Raw genomic sequence first — 18,034 nt, 5'->3', positions numbered from 1 at the left:
ATAAGAAATGATCTGTACCCCAAGAGTTGGATTAAACAAACTAACAATTGAGGTGCAGATTTTATTATGGGTAAACACTACACAATCGAATTTAAATTACAGCTTCTCCAATCTATTCTGAATTGAAAAATGATTATCAGAGAAGCGGCTCATTTTTATAATATTCCCTCAGATACATTAGTTGGAACCTAGTTGAAACGCATTGAAAAAATAGCATAAATAGGCTGATTCCTTGTAATCCATTAGAACGACCCTCTATGAAATAAATATGCCCAAATGCCTCCTTCTAAAACGGAAGAAGACCGCTTACGTTTGATAATTTTACAGCTTGAAGCGGAGGTAGCTTATTTAAAGGAGTTGAGAATGCTCCGACTTTAGAACTAAACCGAACAACGGAAATTATCCAAACGCCAAAGGATTAAACAAAGCTTTTGGTGCCATTTTACATTCAGCCCAAGGCTGTCAGTATCAAATGGTGATTTATCGTCGAATTTTGGCTGAACATGGTATCATTCAAAGTAGGTCGAGAAAAGGGAGCTGCTTCTTGGATAATGTTGCGATGGAAAGTTTCTTTGGGCGATTAAAACCGGAATGTTTTTATGGCCTGGAATTTACAGTAGAGAAGAGATAGTTGATGCCGTCAGGGATTATTTGGATTACTATAATCATCGACGGATTAAACTAAAATTAAAAGGACTGAGTCCAATACAATATCGAAAACAATCCTTTAAATAAGAGTCTAACTTTTTGGGGTCAGATCATTTAGACCGCATTTTTTTCGATTAAGCTTTTTTCAAAAACTCAGATTTCAACATGATTTTGCCGCAATCGACGTTATGATCGCCATTTACTAAGCGGATGTTTTTGAATTTTGTACCTTTTTTCAATACTTCTGATGAACCTTTTAATTTTAAATCTTTAATCAAAAGTACATCGTCGCCATCTGCAAGCAAATTCCCATTGCTGTCTTTTACGATTAGTTTATCGTCATCTGATTCTTGAATTTCATTATTGTCCCATTCATTACCGCAATCAGGGCAAACAAAATTAATTGAATCGTGGTAAACGTATTCACTTTGACATTTTGGGCAATTAGGCATTTGATCCATTGGGTTTTCCTTCTTGATTACATATAATAGGCGCGCGAGTATAGCAAAAAAGATGTCTTTCGCCAAAGCGTGAAAGTATTTGATAAATTTTTGAGGAAAATGTATGAAGAAACAAATTCTTGCCTTAGTTTGTGGCGTGATGTTTAGTAGCTCAACTTGGGCTCACAATTTGCAATTAGAGCAATCTTTACCATCGGTCAAAGTGAGTGAGTATGGTGAAATTGTACTTTCTGGAAAAGATACCGCGTTTCAACCTTGGGGGGCTGCGGGGTTAGCGGGTAAAGTGCGTGTTGTACATCATTTAGCGGGTAGAACTGCAGCAAAAGAGAAAAATCAGCCAATGATTGATGCAATAAAAGCATCTCATTTTAATCCTGCAAAATACCAAACAACGACCATTATTAATGCAGATGATGCGATTGTTGGTACAGGTATGTTTGTAAAAAATGGTGCACAAAAAGGAAAACAGCAAAATCCACATAGCCAGGTTGTATTAGATGATAAAAGTGCAGTGAAAAATGCTTGGGGATTAAATCCTAAAGATAGTGCAATTATCGTGTTAGACAAAATGGGAAAAGTAAAATTTGTGAAAGAAGGAAAATTGTCTGATAGCGATATTCAGGCTGTTATTTCACTAGTGAATGGATTAACCAAATAATGTAATACAAAGTAAAAATCCCTAAGCCTTTCGACTTAGGGATTTTTTAATTCTGATGGCGGAGGAATAGGGATTCGAACCCTAGGAGGGCGTAAACCCTCGCCGGTTTTCAAGACCGGTGCCTTCAACCACTCGACCATTCCTCCGTGATTGATGGGCGTAGTATAATGAATATTTTATTGATGTAAACAGAAATCTCATGATTTAAGTTTAGGTGATGATAATTTATTCATTTTGATGAAATTAATTCTATCAATACCATTGACTTTTTTACCCCTAACCCTTACTTTACAAGAGACTTTTTACTTATTCTACAAGGAGCTTTTATGCAATCACGTCTTATTGTGGATGTTCAGCAGGAATCGCTACTCAGCACACATAAAGTGTTGCGTAACACGTATTTTTTATTGGGATTAACCATGGCATTTTCAGCGGTTGTTGCATTTATTTCAATGAGCCTAAACCTGCCGTATCCAAATATTATTGTGTTACTAGTGGGTTTTTATGGTTTACTTTTCTTAACAAATAAATTAGCTGATCGTCCTGCTGGTATTTTGGCGGCCTTTGCTTTCACCGGATTTATGGGGTATACCATCGGGCCAATTTTAAATATGTATGTGGCACGTGGAATGGAAGATTTGATTATGCTTGCATTCGCTGGAACTGCTATCGTATTTTTCGCGTGTTCCGCTTATGTATTGACTACGAAAAAAGATATGTCATTTTTATCAAGCGCAATGTTTGCATTATTTATTGTGCTATTGCTTGGTATGGTGGCAAGTTTCTTCTTCCAAATTCCTGCGTTATCAGTCGCAATTAGTGCATTATTTGTTGTGTTCTCTACAATGACTATTTTGTATGAAACCAGTAATATCATCCATGGAGGTGAAACGAATTACATTCGCGCAACCGTGAATATTTATGTTTCAATCTACAATTTATTCTTGAGTTTATTAAGATTACTTTCTATCTTCTCAAACGATGAATAATGATTGAATTTTGACATTGTGACCCCACTTTTCAGTGGGGTTATTTTTTGGAATAGGCAATGGAAAAACAAATTTTTGAACATGCAGTCAACGTTGAGGAAGAACAATATCAGCCTAAGCAAGAGTTTCATCATGTAGAAACAAAGCTGGATGAACCCTTAGAAGGGGAATTACTTGATGCTCAACTTGAACAGGCATTGAAACCAAAATCAGGTTTTGGAAAAACTTTATTAAAATTTACCGCACTTTTATTTGGTGCGGCGACAGTTGCGCAATCTGTGCAGTGGATTTGGGATAGCTATCAACAACATCAATGGATTTATCTTGCTTTTGCTTTAGTCAGTTTAATTGTCATTTTATTGGGTATTAAAGAGATTATTGGTGAGTGGCGACGTTTAGTTCGTTTAAAAAAACGTGAGCAATTGCAACAACAAAGTCAGCAAATTTGGTTAGAGAGTGCGGTAAAAAATGGTGATGTTTTTTCTGTTCATAACTCAGAAAAAAGTAAAGTTCTTTGCTTAGATATTGCAAAATCGCTACGTTTGGAAAATGACTCTCCAGAGGTAATTCAATGGCAACAGCAATTAAATGAAGCTTATTCAGCGCAAGAAATTACACATTTATTTAGTCGTAATGTTTTGTCTACTTTTGATTCACAAGCTAAAAAATTGATTAGTAAAATTGCTGCTGAATCAGCGGTGATTGTCGCGATTAGTCCACTTGCTGTAGTGGATATGTTTTTTATCGCGTGGAGAAATCTTAGATTAATGAATAAGATTGCTGAGATTTATGGAATTGAATTGGGGTATTTTTCACGTATTCGATTGTTAAGAATGGTATTGGTCAATATCGCTTTTGCTGGGGCAACCGAAGTGGCACAAGATATTGGAATGGATTGGCTTTCTCAAGATGTAACAGCAAAGCTTTCTGCACGTATAGCTCAAGGAATCGGCGTGGGATTGCTCACTGCTAGATTAGGCGTGAAAGCAATGGAGCTTTGTCGCCCATTAGCATTTCAATTAAATGAAAAACCAAAGCTCTCACACATTCAACAGGAATTACTTCGCTCGGTAAAAGATATTGTTCTCGGTAAAAATAAAATTTACAAAAAGGAGCAAGTCTGATGAAAATCGAGGTTGCTTATCAACATAGCGATTTTATTATTATCAACAAGCCTGAAGGTATTAGTGTTCATAAAGATCAAGAAGAACAAGGCTTAACAGAACTTGTTGCAAAACAACTGAATGTGCCTCAAGTATGGTTAGTTCATCGCTTGGATAAAGTGACGTCGGGTCTATTAATTTTGGCATTGAATGCTGAAAGTGCGGCTGAATTTTCACGACTTTTTTCTGAACATAAAATTCATAAAACGTATTTGGCATTAAGTAACCAAAAGCCTAAAAAGAAACAAGGATTGATCGTCGGGGATATGAAGAAAGCCAGAGATGGCGCATGGAAACTTTGTCAAACAAAAGAAAATCCCGCAATTACCCGTTTTGAGAGTGTAAGTTGTGAACCTAATTTACGTTTATTTATTTTAAAACCACAAACGGGGAAAACGCATCAATTACGTGTTGCGATGAAAAGTTTAGGTAGCCCGATTTTAGGCGATGGACTTTATGGTAAAAATACTGAAAAAATTGACCGCACTTATTTGCATGCTGCTCAATTGGAATTTGATTATTTGAATGATTTTATTTCGGTAACTTGTTTACCCTCTCAAGGTCAATTTTGGATTAAATCCAGTGTGTTTGAGCAAATTAAGGCTTATCTGACAAAGCCGTTTTTATCAAAATAGAAATCTCTGTATAATAAAGACAATTTTACTCTTTAATAGGAACAAAAATGAAATTTATCTCTTTTAATATAAATGGTTTACGTGCTCGACCACATCAACTTGAAGCCATTATTGAAAGATATCAGCCAGATGTAATCGGCTTGCAAGAAATTAAAGTCGCTGATGAGGCTTTTCCTTATGAAATTACAGAAAACTTAGGTTATCACGTATTTCATCACGGACAGAAAGGTCACTATGGCGTAGCATTATTGACTAAACAAGAACCTAAAGCGGTTCGTCGTGGTTTTCCAACAGACAATGAAGATGCGCAAAAACGCATTATTATGGCTGATCTTGAAACTGATTTTGGTTTGTTGACCGTAATTAATGGCTATTTCCCGCAGGGGGAAAGTCGTGCGCACGAGACTAAATTTCCAGCTAAAGAGAAATTTTATGCGGATCTTCAACAGTATTTAGAAAAAGAACATGACAAATCGAATCCTATTTTAATTATGGGCGATATGAATATTAGCCCAAGTGATTTAGATATTGGTATCGGAGATGAAAATCGTAAACGTTGGTTACGCACAGGGAAATGTTCTTTCTTACCTGAAGAAAGAGCGTGGTATCAACGTTTGTATGATTATGGATTAGAAGATAGTTTTCGTAAGCTAAATCCAACAGCAAATGATAAATTCTCGTGGTTTGATTACCGTTCTAAAGGTTTTGATGATAATCGAGGTTTACGAATTGATCATATTTTAGTAAGTCAAAAATTGGCTGAGCGCTGTGTCGATGTGGGCATTGCATTGGATATTCGAGCAATGGAAAAACCGTCTGATCACGCACCGATTTGGGCTGAATTTAAATAGGAAAGCGAAATGGATATGGCAAATTGGCAGAATTATCGTTCTACTGTGAATGGTATGCCCGCCGTGTTTACCGCAAATATTGAAGATGTTGAAAAATATCACGGTAAAGATCTCGATAAAATAGTGCAATTCACAATCGCTTATAAGGCAGATGATGAAACTGGTTTGCCCTCAGAAATTGAATACGATAAGTTAATTAATCGTGTATTTAAAATTCTGGCGCAATTAACCGCACTTCCGAATGTATTTTTTGCCGGACATTTTATTTGTAATGCCCAAGCTAAAATGCATTTTTACTGTGAGCATGAAAATCTTGTTGTAGAAACTTTACAGCAAATTGATTTTGTTAAAGATATTAATGTGCAAAAGGATTTAAGTTGGGATACTTATTTTGACTTTTTGCTTGCTTCTCCATTAGAGATTAAATTAAATGCAACGGAAGAGTTACTTGATTTGCTGAAAAATAAAGGTCGCGATTTAAGTGATACGTATCTGGTGGAGCATAGTTTTCATTTTGATGTAGAAGAGAAAATGTTCCCTTTTATGGATGAGCTTAGTTTAGGAGATTATTCTTTCACGACATTACAATATTCCGCACAAGCTATTCAGTTTAATGAAGATGATGAACCTTATTTCTTGGTAAAATTAGAGCAAGAAATTTCATTAGATAATGGTGAGATTTTTGAACAAGTAGAACGTTTTGAAAAACTGGCTGGTCAATTTGCGGGAGAGTATATCGGCTGGGAATGTGATTCTTTGATGGATTCTAATAAACAGTTGAATTAGCTTTTTAGATACTCGTAAGTCATAAAAAAGAGAGATATTTATCTCTCTTTTTTAATGTAATTTAACTTTTCGGCGTATTTTACGCATTAATAAAAATACCCATGGCCATAGTATTCCCGATGCTAAAGCCCCAAAGATTTCTTGCCAGTTAAAAAATGCGGTATGCAGGGAGAATTCAACTAAGAAAATAGCTAATCTGACAATAAACACAAACGCAATCACTAAAAGGCTTTGAAACCAAAGCGATAAATTTCTGAGTACGAGATAGTTTTTTGCCACAAAATAAATTGTCACAGAAAGGACTAAAGCATGAATGCCTAATGTGGAACCTAGGATTAAATCCCATACAAGTCCTAATAAAAATGCCCATCCAATACTGACTTTATTTGGAATAGCCAGAACCCAGTAAAGTAAAACGAGAACTAACCAAGCTGGCTTAAATGCTTGAAAACCAAGCGGCCAGGGTGCCAGTTCTAGCACTAATGCCACGACAAAGAAGCTTAAAATTGTGAGCCATTGTAAAATAAAGCGAGTTTGCATTAATCTTCTTCCCTATGTTCTTGTTGTTCTGACGGTACAGCTTCTTCATTTTGCGGTGCATCGGTTGGGATTTCAGGTTCAACCGTTGATTTATCCTTATTTTCTTGAAGATTATCGTCTGTTAATGGGGCTTTTTTTACTTTGTAATCAGCTTCATTCGCTTGGCTTTCTAAACGTTTTTGCACTAAATTACGCACTTCTTCTGGAGACATAGATTTTACTTTAGACATATCTAAATTGCTTGGCCAAAGCAGCAATACATAGCGTAAGCGTTCAAGGGCCGCGAGAGGTTTGGCTTTGACCGTCGCAAAGTAATTGGAACCATCGCGTGAAACGCTTTGTACAACCGCTACTGGATAGCCTTCAAGGAAACGACCACCAAGACCAGACGTTACAAGTAAGTCGCCTTTTTCGATATCTACAGAACGAGGTACATTATCAAGAGTTAGCTCATCAGTATGTCCTGTACCACTTGCAATGACGCGAACATCGTTACGTAGAACTTGTACTGGAATAGAATGAGTGACATCAGTTAAGAGTAGTACTCGGCTGGTATTCTCTCCCACAGAAATAATTTGACCAATGACGCCTTTTTCATCAATTACAGGCTGACCTACATAAGCACCGTCTTTTTCGCCTTGGTTAATAACAATTTGTTGACGATAAATATCTGTTTCTGCGGTTAAAATTTCAGCAATCTTTTTGTATTCATCGGTGCGTAAAGGGGAGTTTAACAATAAACGTAAACGCTGATTCTCGACTTTGAGTTGATCTAGTAAGAGTAAATCTGCATTTTTTTCACGTAATTGTTCGCGTAATACTTTATTTTCGATTTGTAATTTACTGGTATCTACTAAATTATCAGATACCCCATCTAATACTGTACGAGGGCTATTGGCAAGATAATAGAGGCCACCCACTGCAGTTTCCATGGCGCTGCGAGCTTTAGTCATTGAATTAGTTTGACCATCAGCTAAGATTAAAGAAAGGGAAGCTGCTACAGCTAATAATAATCGAATGCCAAGCGGGGGGGCTTTACCGAAAATAGGCTTCATTAAGCGTCCTACATTGAGATAAAAAGATTAAAAGGAAAAGTGCGGTCATTTTAACCGCACTTTTTATTTTTGTTCTAAATTAAATTTCGTCACTAAAAATGTCGCCACCGTGCATATCGATCATTTCTAATGCCTCACCGCCACCGCGAGCAACACAGGTTAATGGATCTTCTGCGATAATTACTGGAACGCCAGACTCTTTAGAGAGAAGCGTATCAATATTACGCAATAGTGCACCACCACCAGTTAACACCATACCTCGTTCAAAAATATCAGCAGCGTGTTCTGGTTGACATTCTTCGAGTGCAGTTCGAACAGCCGCAACAATACCATTTAATGGCTGTTGGATAGCTTCTAAAACATCGCGTGAGGTTAAGGTGAATGAACGAGGTGCCCCTTCAGCAAGGTTATGACCATGCACTTCCATTTCTTTAATTTCATCACCTTCTTGAATGTAGGCTGTACCGATTTCTTGTTTGATTCGTTCTGCTGTTGGCTCACCAATAACAGAACCAAAAGTACGGCGAACATAAGAAATAATCGCTTCATCAAAACGGTCACCGCCGATACGAACTGAAGAAGAATATACGATACCGTTTAAAGAAATTACAGCGACTTCAGTTGTCCCGCCACCGATGTCAATTACCATCGAACCAACTGCAGTAGAAACAGGTAATTTAGCGCCGATTGCAGCTGCCATTGGTTCTTCAATTAAATATACTTCACGCGCACCAGCACCGATTGCGGATTCTTTAATTGCACGACGTTCTACTTGTGTTGCACCAGCAGGCACACAGACGAGTACACGAGGGCTTGGACGCATAAAATTACCGCTGTGAACTTGTTTAATAAAGTATTGCAACATTTTTTCTGTAACAAAGAAATCTGCGATTACGCCATCTTTCATTGGGCGAATTGCAGCGATGCTTTTGGGTGTACGTCCAAGCATTAATTTTGCTTCTTTACCTACAGCAGCGATGCTTTTTAGTGAACCAACGCGATCTTGTCGAATGGCAACAACGGAAGGTTCATCTAAGACAATACCTTGACTTTTTACGTAAATTAAAGTGTTTGCTGTACCTAAATCAATAGAAAGATCATTTGAGAAAAGTCCACGAATTTTTTTAAATAACATAATTATTCCATTCTAAAATCAGAGTTAATTTTGTTTGGCTGAAAAAGTGAAATTATTTCACAGCCAAGCACGCAAAAAAATTGTGCTAAATGTACCAAAAAATGTGTTGAAATTACAGTTGTTTTTCGTGTTTTTTACGTTAGTTGCCACTGGCCTTTATCTTGTAGGGTCAGTTGTTGCTGATGTAAAGCTTTCAGCGTTGAATGGTGGCCAACACTGATTAGTGTGGTTTTTGGTAGCTCTTGTTTTAATAGTTGATACATCGCAAATTCTAAACCTTCATCCATACTTGCTGTGGCTTCATCTAAGAAGGCGACGGCAGGTTTGTGTAGAATCAAACGCGCAAACGCTAAACGCTGTTGCTCACCAAGAGAAAGAATACGCGTCCAGTCTTGTTCTTTTTCTAATTGTTCAGCCAAATGTCCTAGTTGCACTTTGTTTAATATTTCTACCGCTTGCTTATGTGAAATATTGTCAGGCTTATTGGGATAAGTTAATGCCGACATCAAATTTCCTTGTGGCACATAGGGTTTTTGCGATAAGAAAAGTTGACTGTTTGTTGGGCAAATCACTTCACCTTCTGCGTAGCTCCAGAGTCCTGCGATTGTTCGTAAAAGAGTCGTTTTCCCTACACCAGATTTTCCTTGAATGAGTAAGCTCGCTCCTTGCGGTAGCGTAATGTTGAGATTTTCTACCAGAGTGTGACCTAATGGATTTTTAACACTTAAGTTGTTGAAAATAACATTTGTAGGGTGATTGTAGATTTGTGCCTGCGACTCATGATTCACCATTTCAATGGCATAGCTGAAACCAGTTAAACGGTCAAGCGTCGCTTTATACCCAGCAAAACTATCATAAGTATTACGGAAAAATGAAAGATTGCTGTGCAATTTTCCAAATACTTGTAAAGTTTGCATTAAATCACCGAGTTTTATTTGTTTTTCAAAGTAACGTCCAACTTGAATTAACAATGGAAAAACAACAGAAACTTGACTTACAACTAAGTTAAATCCTGAAAATTTTAGTGTTCTAAATACGATTACCCACATGTTATGGATGACAGCGTTGAATTGTTGGTAAAGCTGATTTTTTTCTACTTTTTCACCTGCGTAAAAAGCAATGCTTTCGGCATATTCTTTTATGCGAATTAAAGAATAACGGTAGTTTGCGTTTAAGCGTTCATTAATAAAATTTAACGATATTAATGGTCGACCGAGCCAAAATGCAATGAGGGTAGTGAAAATGACATAGCCAAACACTAAGAACACCATCATATGTGGAATTTCCATGCCAAGTACCATCATTGGACCCGCTAATCCCCATAACAAAATCGTGTAAGAGATCATCGAGGTGACCGCATCAATCACTCCGGTGCTTAAAGAAAGCGTGGTTTTTACATAAGATTGGACATCTTGTTGAATACGTTGATCGGGGTTATCTAGATTTTCTGATAAATACTGTGTTTTGTAATAGGCTCGATGTGCCATCCATTTATCAACAAGCTGTTCATTAAGCCACTCAATCCAGTTGATGACGAAACGTTGTTCTAAATAATAGCTTACTAATGCTGCTGAAACAGAACTTGCAGCAATGACGCAGAACAAGCCCATTTGTTGCCAAAATACATGTTCATTAAATTCTTGCAATGATGTGTACATATTTTTGTACCACTCAGAATGCACTAGGCTGATACGCACACTGAGTAATGTCATCGCAACGATAAGCAGAAAGAATAGGATAGGTTTGATGCTGCGTTTAGGTGAAAGATAGCCACCTGCAAACATCCAAAATTGTTTTCCCCATTGGGTAAAACGCACCAAAAGAAAAATGCCGAAACTAAAGACGACTGAGGTGATGGCTAGCGTTTGTAAAATCCAAATAAGAGAAGTAATGGCTTCTTGGCCGTAATCCATAAATATTCCATCCGAGATAGAAATGCGGTGAAAAATAACCGCACTTTTTGTAAAAGGGTCAAAAATTTTCGGTATTGTAGAGTCTATGCTCAATTTCGCAAGAAAAAATGTGACGAACGTATCATTTTTTGAGTTTGATTAAGGTTTTCAAAAAACAACTTGGATATAATCCGAAGGAGTTAAATTTCATTTTTAAGGGGTCAATATGAGTGATATTGCAATCACGATTAGTCTTCTTGCCCTTGTTGCCGTAATCGGTTTATGGATCGGGCATTGGAAGATCCGTGGGGTTGGGCTTGGCATTGGTGGTGTGCTGTTTGGCGGCATCATTGTGGCTCATTTCACCAATCAATATGGTTTGCAACTAGATGCGCGTACGTTGCATTTTGTGCAGGAATTTGGCTTGATTCTGTTCGTTTATACGATTGGGATTCAAGTTGGGCCTGGCTTTTTTGCATCTTTAAGAAAATCAGGTTTAAAACTGAATGCTTTTGCCATTTTAATCGTTGTACTAGGTTCTGTTGCTGCGGTTATTGTGCATAAGGTCGCGGATGTTCCGTTAGATATCGCTCTTGGTATTTACGCAGGGGCGGTAACTAATACGCCAGCCCTTGGTGCTGGTCAGCAAATTTTGACTGAACTTGGCGTGCAACAAACTACAGTGACAATGGGGATGTCTTATGCGATGGCTTATCCATTCGGGATTTGTGGTATTTTGCTTGCAATGTGGTTGATCCGCTTATTTTTTAAAGTCAAAGTGGACGATGAAGCCGCTCGTTTTAATGCAGAGAGCGGTCAAGAAAAAGAAAGTTTGCATAGCATTTCTGTGAAAGTGACCAACCAAAATTTAGATGGTTTAACGCTGATTGAAGTGCCTGGATTTAGTGATGAGGAAGTGGTTTGCTCTCGCCTGAAACGCGAGGATATGGAAATTGTTCCAAAGGCTAGCACAGAAATTCGTGCCAATGATATTTTGCAATTAGTGGGAGATGATGCTGCGCTTTCAAAAATGCGCTTGATTATTGGTCATGAGGTAGATGCGCCAACATCCTCTTATAGTGGGGAGATTCGTGCCGAACGAGTAGTGGTTACTAATGAAAAAGTCTTAGGTAAAAAGATCCGCACGTTGGGTATTCATCAAAAATATGGCGTAGTGATTTCGCGCTTGAATCGTGCGGGTATTGAATTAGTGCCAACTGCGAATACGACCTTGCAATTTGGTGACGTACTTCATATGGTGGGGCATACCGATGTGCTAAACAAAGCGATTTCCGTAATTGGTAATGCACAACAAAAATTACTTCAAGTACAGATGTTACCAGTGTTTATCGGTATTGGTTTAGGTGTGCTTGTCGGCTCGATTCCATTCTATATTCCAGGTTTCCCTGTTGCGTTAAAATTAGGGCTTGCTGGTGGACCATTAGTGGTTGCGTTGATTTTAGCGAGAATTGGCACGATTGGTAAACTTTACTGGTTTATGCCACCTAGTGCTAACTTGGCATTGCGCGAAATAGGGATTGTTCTTTTCTTGGCTGTGGTAGGTTTAAAATCAGGTGGAAGTTTCTTTGATACCTTGTTGAATGGCTCAGGCCTTGAATGGATGGGATACGGTATTTTTATCACCTTTATTCCATTAATGATTACCGGTATTTTGGCTCGTCTATATGGTAAACTGAATTACCTTACAATATGTGGTTTACTTGCCGGTTCAATGACAGATCCTCCAGCTTTAGCATTTGCTAATGAAATTAAAGAAGATAATGGTGCTGCAGCACTTTCTTATGCAACAGTGTATCCATTGGTGATGTTCTTGCGGATAATGTCGCCACAGTTATTGGCTGTGTTATTGTGGGCCGCGTAGATGGTTTTTATTTAATAGAAAATACTGAATGCAAGAATAATTCATATAAATAACGTTAGCGTTTATTTTTATAATTAACTTTAGGTTCATTCTTAGTTAAGAATATGATCCATTTAATACATAAGATTTATTCTTTTTATCTTAATATGTATTAATGGATCGTATCTTTTAGTTACTAGAAAGTTCTAAATAAAAATCCTTAATTGAGACTTCTAAAGGTTATATCAATCTGGAAGGTTAGTTTCAGTTAATTTTTTATATATTAAGAAGTATCAAATAATCTCTTCCTGGCAATGTGGGCAAGTCATTAAATGTTGTTCATCATTGTTATGCACAATGTAATGCCCCATTTTTTTCGCTTTAGTATCAAGATATTTTGTGTTGTAGCGGTTTTCGCCAACATTAAGCGGAACTCTCTCAACCACATTGATACCTGCTTTTTTCATGGTTTCTACTTTTTCTGGATTGTTGGTCATCAAGCGAACTTTTTTGACACCAAGTAGCTCGAACATATCGGCACAGACCTCAAAGTTACGTTCATCTGCTTTGAAACCTAAAGCAAGATTGGCTTCAATGGTATCCATTCCCTTATCTTGTAAAGAATACGCACGGATTTTATTAATCAAACCAATTCCGCGGCCTTCTTCACGATGATAAATTAAGACGCCACGTCCTTCTTCTTGAATTTGTTTCAATGCTGTCGCCAGTTGGAACCCACAATCGCATTTTAAGCTGTGAAGTGCATCGCCAGTTAAACATTCAGAATGGATACGTGCTAACACAGGTTCATCTGCATTAGAAATATCACCCATCACTAAGGCTACATGTTCTTTTTTTGTATCTGGAAATTCAAATCCCACCATTTTAAAAATGCCGTATTCAGTAGGTAAATTAGCTTGGGCAACTAGCTGAATTTTTGCCATAAAGTGATCCTTATTCGTAGTCATTTCTGTTAGAATGCGCGCGTTATTTTTTATTATCAAGGGGCGAGCATGTTTAAAAGACTGTCATTATATACGTTATTACTTTGTCTTGTACCATTTTTTATTTGGGGTATTTCCTATCAGTGGCATGGCAATAGCCAATTAACTGAAGCTGATTATTGGCTTTATTTGCTCACTGAAACGGGTAGCGTACCTTATGCGTTGATCACCTGTGTGTTGTTTACATTTTTGTTCGCGTTTTTATTTAAAAATCCAAAACAATGGCTATTAGGCGTAATTGTGATGGGGATTTCAGTTATTGCAACTCAAGCCGCAAAAATAGGGGCTAAAGCATTATTTGAAGAACCTCGTCCATTCACCGTTTATCTGGCTGAGCAAACTCATTCAACGCCTGAAAACTTTTATAAAAATGACCGCACTTTGCGTGCTGAAATAGCTAAGGATTTTTATGCGATGGATGCCATCACACCAGCTTGGTTAGTTCATCATTATGAAAATGAAACGGGGTATTCATTCCCCTCTGGACATACAATTTTTGCGGCAACTTGGCTTATGCTTGCTGTTGGCTTTACCCAATTATTGGGTAACCGTTCTTTTAAAGCAAAATTGCTGGTGGTGGGTATTGCGGCGTGGGGCTTGTTGATGTTGATTAGCCGTGTGCGATTAGGCATGCATTACCCAATTGATTTATTGGTAGCGACATTACTGGCATGGTTGATTAATAGCATTATTTTTGCCTTTTTGAAGAAAAAGGCGATCTTCGTCATAAAATAATGATTTAAGTGCGGTTAAAATTTTGGCTAATTTTAACCGCACTTCTTTATAAGGGAGTAGATTATGTATTATGGTTTAGATATTGGTGGCACGAAAATAGAGCTTGCCGTATTCAATGAAAAATTAGAAAAATTATATTCTGAACGGGTGCCAACACCTAAAAACGACTATGAAGAATGGCTTAACACGATTGTAGATTTAGTGAATCGTGCTGATGAAAAGTTTGGTGAAGTGGGCACCGTAGGTTTGGGCGTACCTGGTTTTGTTAATCAACAAACTGGATTAGCCGAAATTACCAATATTCGTGTGGCAGATAATAAACCAATTTTACGCGATCTGTCTGCGCGTTTAGGCCGAGAAGTGCGGGCTGAAAATGACGCAAATTGTTTTGCGTTATCTGAAGCGTGGGATACGGAAAATCAGCAATATCCGACTGTACTTGGTTTAATTCTTGGGACTGGTTTTGGTGGTGGCTTTGTCTTAAACGGTAAAGTTCATTCAGGTCAAGTAGGAATGGCGGGAGAGCTTGGTCATTTACAACTAAATTATCATGCCTTGAAATTATTGGGATGGGATAAAGCCCCAATTTATCAATGTGGTTGTGGCAACAAGGCTTGTTTGGATAATTATCTGTCAGGTCGCGGTTTTGAAATGCTTTATCGAGATTTGAAAGGCGAAACATTATCCGCTCGTGAAATTATTGATTTGTTCTATCAAGGCTATGAAAGTGCGGTAGATTTTGTGAATCTTTTTGTTGAATTAGCGGCGATTTCTATTGGCAATATTATTACGGCATTTGATCCTCATATGATTGTGTTAGGTGGTGGATTATCTAATTTTGATTACCTTTATGAGGCTTTACCAAAAGCACTCCCGCCTCATTTGATGCGGACAGCAAAAGTTCCGCCAATTAAAAAAGCGAAACATGGCGATTCCGGTGGTGTGCGTGGTGCGGCAGCGTTGTTTTTAACCAAATAATTCAGCAAACTAGTGGGGCGTGTTTAAATAATACGCCCTTTATTTTGAAAAATATTTAGAATATTCTAAATTTATTAGATTTTTTCTTCTTTGTATTTCTTTTCTTTAGAGAAATTATTAAAAAATCTCGCCTTTTCATTGAAAACCCATACAATCAAATTATTTATCGCTTGAGGGATGATTATGGAATTTGAATTTTCAAAAATGTTAGAAGAAGTGCTAACTTGGATAGTCGCACACCTTGATGGACCTTTATGGGATGCCACAATTATTATTTTGCTTGGGACGGGTCTATTTTTTACCATTACAACAGGATTTGTACAGTTCCGTTTATTCCCAGCAAGCCTTCGTGAAATGTGGTTTGGTCGTGCGGTGGAGGGGAGTTCGTTAACACCTTTCCAAGCGTTTACGACAGGTCTTGCGAGCCGCGTTGGTGTAGGTAACATTGGTGGGGTTGCAACGGCAATCGCCTTAGGAGGCGAAGGCGCAGTGTTTTGGATGTGGGTAACGGCATTTATTGGTATGTCGAGTGCTTTCGCTGAATCCACTCTTGCTCAATTATTTAAAATTCAAGATAAAGATGGCTCATTCCGTGGTGGCCCCGCTTATTATATTGTGCAAGGTTTAAAATCACGCTGTATGGCAGTGGCTTTTGCGCTTGCATTAATTTTTACATTTGGTTTTGCCTTTAATTCTGTACAAGCGAACTCCATTGTGGAAGCAACGAGCAATGCGTGGAATTGGAAAGGAGAATATGTCGGTATTTCATTAGTAATTTTGACCGCACTTATTATTTTCGGTGGTGTTAAGCGTATTGCGGTTATTTCGAGTAGTCTTGTGCCAATGATGGCGCTTTTCTATTTGATTATGGCTGTGATTATTCTTGGCATGCATATTGATATGATTCCTTCTGTGATTCATCGTATCATTCAAAGTGCATTTAGTGTTGACGCTGCCGCTGGCGGAATGTTTGGTGCGCTGGTATCAAAAGCAATGATGATGGGAATTAAACGCGGATTATTCTCTAACGAGGCTGGGATGGGTTCTGCGCCTAATGCAGCGGCTGCTGCTCATGTTAAACATCCTGTTAGTCAAGGCTTAGTACAGATGTTGGGTGTGTTTGTTGATACCATGATTGTTTGTTCTTGTACTGCCGTGATTATTTTGCTTTCAAATAATTATGGTAGCGAAACGCTAAAAAGTATTTCACTTACGCAAAATGCCTTGCAATATCACATAGGTGAATTTGGGGTGCATTTCCTAGCGTTTATCTTATTGTTATTTGCTTATTCTTCTATTATTGGTAACTATGCTTATGCGGAAAGTAATATCCGTTTTATCAAGAATAAACCTTGGTTTGTATTTTTGTTCCGTTTAATGGTGCTATTCTTCGTGTATTTTGGTTCGGTTCGTTCAGGCAATGTAGTGTGGAATTTCGCAGATACGGTAATGGCAGTCATGGCAATTATTAACTTGATCGCAATTTTGATGTTGTCGCCAATCGTATGGAAATTGATGAAGGATTATCAACGCCAGCTTAAAGAAGGAAAAACGCCAGAGTTTAAAATTGACGAACACCCTGAATTACGTAAGAAAATATTTGATTCCCGTATTTGGAAATAAAGATAAAATGGCTAGAAAGAGATCATCTACCTTTCCAAAAAGTTAGATTCTTATTTAAAGAAATGTTTTGATATTGTTTCAGGCTTGGTTCTTCTAGTTCAGACGGAATAAACTTTTGCCGGCACATCTTTACCGCCCTCGTGCCGGCTATCCCAAACAGCTTTGAAAATTGTCCACTCTTTGGCTTACTTCAAAAATGCCGCATGATAGGCAATATGCTCATCAATAAAACTGGCGATGAAGTAATAGCTATGATCGTAGCCTTTGTGGAAGCGCACATCGGCCGGTTGATTTGCCGCACGACAGGTTTCAATAAAATCTTCGGTACGCAATTGTGTTGGCAAAAATTCATCTTCCAAGCCCTGATCAATGCGCATGCCTTGCACTTTACAGCCTTGTTGAATGAGCGAACTGGCATCATATTGCTGCCATTTTTCACGATCTTCCCCTAAATAAGCAGTAAAGGATTTTTCTCCCCAAGGCACGAGGCTTGGCGATAAAATAGGCGAAAAGGCAGAAACACTTTGATAACGTTCTTGGTTTCGTAGTGCTAATACCAATGCACCGTGTCCGCCCATTGAATGTCCCATAATGGAACATTTGCCGTTGGTAGGGAAATTTGCTTCAATCAGATCAGGCAATTCATTCAAAATATAATCATACATTTGATAATTCGTCGCCCAAGGTTGCTCGGTCGCATTAAGATAAAAGCCCGCACCTTGCCCTAAATCGTAAGCTGCATCGTTCGGCACTTGCTCTCCGCGAGGGCTGGTATCAGGGGCAACCACAATCACTTGATGTTCTGCTGCATAACGCTGAAAGCCTGATTTAGTAATGAAATTTTGTTCCGTACAAGTCAAGCCGGAAAGCCAATAAATCACACCAAGCGGTCGATTTTCCGGATTATTTGGCAAATAGACGGCAAATTTCATTTCGCATTGAAGCGTTTGGGCATCATGTGCCCAAACTTGCTGCAAACCGCCAAAAATTTGATGTTGTTCAATAAGTTTCATAGCGTAC

17 protein-coding genes, 1 tRNA gene and 1 pseudogene are annotated in these 18,034 nt (G+C 38.1%); 11 read left to right on the top strand and 8 right to left on the bottom strand.

The window, feature by feature from the left end:
• Positions 1-439: 439 nt before the first annotated feature.
• Positions 440-735, top strand: a pseudogene (locus AC6H22_RS04775) (IS3 family transposase); the annotation flags it as partial.
• 47 nt (positions 736-782) lie between these two features.
• Here the strand turns inward: AC6H22_RS04775 and AC6H22_RS04770 are convergent.
• Complete coding sequence (locus tag AC6H22_RS04770) at positions 783-1,109, bottom strand: zinc ribbon domain-containing protein YjdM (protein ID WP_046953438.1); 327 nt, start codon at positions 1,107-1,109, stop codon at positions 783-785.
• Between the two features lie 103 nt (positions 1,110-1,212).
• On the opposite strand from AC6H22_RS04770, the gene AC6H22_RS04765 reads away from it, so the two are divergent.
• Positions 1,213-1,767: a YtfJ family protein gene (locus AC6H22_RS04765; RefSeq protein ID WP_114892336.1), complete on the top strand. Its 555-nt coding sequence runs from the start codon at positions 1,213-1,215 to the stop codon at positions 1,765-1,767.
• A gap of 56 nt (positions 1,768-1,823) precedes the next feature.
• On the opposite strand, the gene AC6H22_RS04760 is transcribed toward AC6H22_RS04765, so the two are convergent.
• Positions 1,824-1,913 (bottom strand) — tRNA-Ser (locus AC6H22_RS04760).
• A gap of 180 nt (positions 1,914-2,093) precedes the next feature.
• Between AC6H22_RS04760 and AC6H22_RS04755 the strand changes: the two genes are divergently transcribed.
• Genes AC6H22_RS04755 through AC6H22_RS04735 form a run of 5 tightly spaced genes read left to right on the top strand, consistent with a single transcriptional unit; the run spans position 2,094 to position 6,191 of the window.
• On the top strand, positions 2,094-2,756 hold the full coding sequence (locus AC6H22_RS04755; protein WP_005628031.1) for a Bax inhibitor-1/YccA family membrane protein: 663 nt from the start codon (positions 2,094-2,096) through the stop codon (positions 2,754-2,756).
• Between the two features lie 59 nt (positions 2,757-2,815).
• Positions 2,816-3,880, top strand: a complete 1,065-nt coding sequence (locus tag AC6H22_RS04750) for a YcjF family protein (RefSeq protein WP_005628034.1) — start codon at positions 2,816-2,818, stop codon at positions 3,878-3,880.
• Positions 3,880-4,554, top strand: coding sequence for a TIGR01621 family pseudouridine synthase (locus AC6H22_RS04745; RefSeq protein WP_005628037.1), 675 nt, complete (start codon positions 3,880-3,882; stop codon positions 4,552-4,554). Before AC6H22_RS04750 ends, AC6H22_RS04745 begins: the two co-directional genes overlap by 1 nt.
• Before the next feature lie 47 nt (positions 4,555-4,601).
• Positions 4,602-5,405 (top strand): exodeoxyribonuclease III, encoded by an 804-nt coding sequence (gene xthA / locus AC6H22_RS04740; protein ID WP_005628039.1) that lies wholly within the window; start codon positions 4,602-4,604, stop codon positions 5,403-5,405.
• A 9-nt stretch (positions 5,406-5,414) separates the two neighbouring features.
• Positions 5,415-6,191, top strand: a complete 777-nt coding sequence (locus AC6H22_RS04735; RefSeq protein WP_114892333.1) for a TIGR01619 family protein — start codon at positions 5,415-5,417, stop codon at positions 6,189-6,191.
• Between the two features lie 51 nt (positions 6,192-6,242).
• Here the strand turns inward: AC6H22_RS04735 and mreD are convergent, their stop codons facing one another.
• From mreD to AC6H22_RS04715, 4 genes are all read right to left on the bottom strand, one after another.
• Entirely contained in the window at positions 6,243-6,731 is a 489-nt protein-coding gene (mreD, locus tag AC6H22_RS04730; protein WP_139989125.1) for a rod shape-determining protein MreD, read from the bottom strand.
• On the bottom strand, positions 6,731-7,786 hold the full coding sequence (gene mreC / locus AC6H22_RS04725; protein WP_005629099.1) for a rod shape-determining protein MreC: 1,056 nt from the start codon (positions 7,784-7,786) through the stop codon (positions 6,731-6,733). Before mreC ends, mreD begins: the two co-directional genes overlap by 1 nt.
• A 79-nt stretch (positions 7,787-7,865) precedes the next feature.
• Complete coding sequence (locus AC6H22_RS04720; protein WP_005629101.1) at positions 7,866-8,921, bottom strand: rod shape-determining protein; 1,056 nt, start codon at positions 8,919-8,921, stop codon at positions 7,866-7,868.
• 134 nt (positions 8,922-9,055) lie between these two features.
• On the bottom strand, positions 9,056-10,834 hold the full coding sequence (locus AC6H22_RS04715) for an ABC transporter ATP-binding protein/permease (protein WP_497512957.1): 1,779 nt from the start codon (positions 10,832-10,834) through the stop codon (positions 9,056-9,058).
• 205 nt (positions 10,835-11,039) lie between these two features.
• On the opposite strand from AC6H22_RS04715, the gene AC6H22_RS04710 reads away from it, so the two are divergent.
• Complete coding sequence (locus AC6H22_RS04710) at positions 11,040-12,695, top strand: putative transporter (protein WP_005629106.1); 1,656 nt, start codon at positions 11,040-11,042, stop codon at positions 12,693-12,695.
• A 272-nt stretch (positions 12,696-12,967) separates the two neighbouring features.
• On the opposite strand, the gene ribA is transcribed toward AC6H22_RS04710, so the two are convergent.
• The gene (gene ribA, locus AC6H22_RS04705; RefSeq protein WP_005629111.1) at positions 12,968-13,618 is read right to left on the bottom strand and encodes a GTP cyclohydrolase II; all 651 of its coding nucleotides are present in this window, start codon (positions 13,616-13,618) and stop codon (positions 12,968-12,970) included.
• Positions 13,619-13,687: 69 nt separating this feature from the next.
• Between ribA and AC6H22_RS04700 the strand changes: the two genes are divergently transcribed.
• From AC6H22_RS04700 to AC6H22_RS04690, 3 genes are all read left to right on the top strand, one after another.
• Entirely contained in the window at positions 13,688-14,413 is a 726-nt protein-coding gene (locus AC6H22_RS04700; protein ID WP_497515446.1) for a phosphatase PAP2 family protein, read from the top strand.
• Positions 14,414-14,476: 63 nt separating this feature from the next.
• Positions 14,477-15,391: an N-acetylglucosamine kinase gene (gene nagK, locus AC6H22_RS04695; protein ID WP_046953448.1), complete on the top strand. Its 915-nt coding sequence runs from the start codon at positions 14,477-14,479 to the stop codon at positions 15,389-15,391.
• A 183-nt stretch (positions 15,392-15,574) separates the two neighbouring features.
• Entirely contained in the window at positions 15,575-17,014 is a 1,440-nt protein-coding gene (locus tag AC6H22_RS04690) for an alanine/glycine:cation symporter family protein (RefSeq protein ID WP_046953449.1), read from the top strand.
• A 185-nt stretch (positions 17,015-17,199) separates the two neighbouring features.
• Here the strand turns inward: AC6H22_RS04690 and fghA are convergent, their stop codons facing one another.
• Positions 17,200-18,027: an S-formylglutathione hydrolase gene (gene fghA / locus AC6H22_RS04685; protein ID WP_046953450.1), complete on the bottom strand. Its 828-nt coding sequence runs from the start codon at positions 18,025-18,027 to the stop codon at positions 17,200-17,202.
• Positions 18,028-18,034 lie beyond the last annotated feature (7 nt).

Source organism: Haemophilus sp. THUN1690 (genome assembly GCF_059704375.1).
The sequence above is the reverse complement of the archived record's forward strand: the minus strand, read 5'-3'. Positions and strand labels throughout refer to the sequence as shown.